This is a genomic window from Streptomyces cinereospinus, from assembly GCF_042430725.1.
Classification (GTDB): domain Bacteria; phylum Actinomycetota; class Actinomycetes; order Streptomycetales; family Streptomycetaceae; genus Streptomyces; species Streptomyces cinereospinus.
Genome location: NZ_JBHMCY010000199.1, coordinates 1 through 908, shown reverse-complemented (window position 1 = coordinate 908; position 908 = coordinate 1). Strand labels below are relative to the sequence as shown.

1 protein-coding gene is annotated in these 908 nt (G+C 68.0%); it reads right to left on the bottom strand.

The annotated features are described in order from the left end of the window. Window positions 1-906: ketol-acid reductoisomerase (gene ilvC, locus ACFF45_RS35485; protein ID WP_381351167.1), on the bottom strand; the 906-nt coding region annotated here is incomplete at its 3' end. Window positions 907-908 lie beyond the last annotated feature (2 nt).

The window sequence follows — 908 nt, the reverse complement described above, 5'->3', positions numbered from 1 at the left end:
GTACTTCTTCAGACCGCCGTGGTACTCGTCCATCCACTGCTGGGCGAACGAGCCGTCCTGGATCTCGGCGAGGATCTTCTTCATCTCGGCCTTGGTGGCGTCGGTGATGATCCGCGGGCCGGTGACGTAGTCGCCCCACTCGGCGGTCTCGGAGACCGACCAGCGCATCTTCTCCAGGCCGCCCTCGTACATGAGGTCCACGATCAGCTTCAGCTCGTGCAGGCACTCGAAGTACGCGACCTCCGGCTGGTAGCCGGCCTCGGTCAGCGTCTCGAAGCCGGCCTTCACCAGGGCGGCCGTACCGCCGCAGAGGACGGCCTGCTCACCGAAGAGGTCGGTCTCGGTCTCCTCGGTGAAGGTCGTCTTGATCACGCCGGCGCGGGTGCCGCCGATGCCCTTGGCGTAGGACAGGGCGAGCGCGAAGGCGTTCCCGGTGGCGTCCTGCTCGACAGCCGCGAGACACGGGACGCCGCGGCCCTCCTCGTACTGACGGCGCACCAGGTGGCCCGGGCCCTTGGGGGCGATCATGCAGATGTCGACGCCGGCCGGGGGCTTGATGAAGCCGTAGCGGATGTTCAGGCCGTGACCGAAGAACAGCGCGTCGCCGTCCTTCAGGTTGTCCTTGACGTGCTCCTCGTAGACCTGGGCCTGGATCGGGTCCGGGACCAGGATCATGACGACGTCGGCCTCGGCGGCCGCCTCGGACGGGGTGACCACGCGCAGGCCCTGCTCCTCGGCCTTGGCCTTGGACTTGGAGCCCTCGTGCAGACCGACACGGACGTCGACACCCGAGTCACGCAGGGACAGGGCGTGCGCGTGGCCCTGGCTGCCGTAACCGATGACCGCGACCTTGCGGCCCTGGATGATGGACAGGTCGGCGTCGGCGTCGTAGAACAGCTCGGCCACTT